The following is a 720-nucleotide window of genomic DNA, read 5'->3' on the forward strand; positions in this document are numbered from 1 at the left end:
GGATAGACCCGGGAGAATCGGAATACTTTGTGCAGGATCCGGGAGGAGTACCATGACAGGACTGCTGAGGTTTTAACAACCTTACCTTGTTGACTTTTAGGACCTCACCCTTATTGGTTCAGCTCGATTGGAATCTCACTCATGTCGAAATTGACACGTTTGGCCGCAGGAGCAGCGATCGCCGGAGCGCTCACCGCGGTATCCGGCGGCCTGGGCGACACGGTCGCGCGCTCCGATCCGTCTCTTCCATGTCCGCAGGTCGCGCGTTGCGACCCCGGCTGGGGCGGAGAACCGCTGGCCACACCCGATAGTCCCGCAGCTGTCAGCTCGCCCTCGGGCGGCCAAGCGATGGTCACGCCCGCTAGTCCAGACGCCGTCAGCGCCCTGTCTGGCGCCCAACCGATGGGCACGCCCGATAGCCCTGGAGTCGTCAGCGGTTTTTCGGGCAGCCAACCGCTGAGCACCCCGGATAGCCCGCATCGCGCACCGGCCCCGAAGCCGTAACGCAGAGAACATTGTGCGGCCCCGGGCCAGGCAGGAGTCGTGAAAAGCTCTATCCCGGTATCTTCGCCGACATCTTGTCCAGAACTGTCGCGGTGGCCGGAGCGCCATTGCCGTATTGGCACACCTGCGCAGTGATGATCACATTGTTCTTCGCGCGCGCCACGTTGGGGCAGATCCAACCGGTGGGCTTCCCGTCCTGCAGTTCCGTCGCGGTCC

1 protein-coding gene is annotated in these 720 nt (G+C 63.2%); it reads right to left on the reverse strand.

Annotated features, from left to right (window positions below; genetic code table 11):
• Window positions 1-553: 553 nt before the first annotated feature.
• The gene (locus tag A9X04_RS32475; protein WP_369829026.1) at window positions 554-706 is read right to left on the reverse strand and encodes a sensor domain-containing protein; all 153 of its coding nucleotides are present in this window, start codon (window positions 704-706) and stop codon (window positions 554-556) included.
• Window positions 707-720: the final 14 nt, after the last annotated feature.

This window comes from Mycobacterium sp. E3247, from assembly GCF_001667785.1.
Taxonomy (GTDB): domain Bacteria; phylum Actinomycetota; class Actinomycetes; order Mycobacteriales; family Mycobacteriaceae; genus Mycobacterium.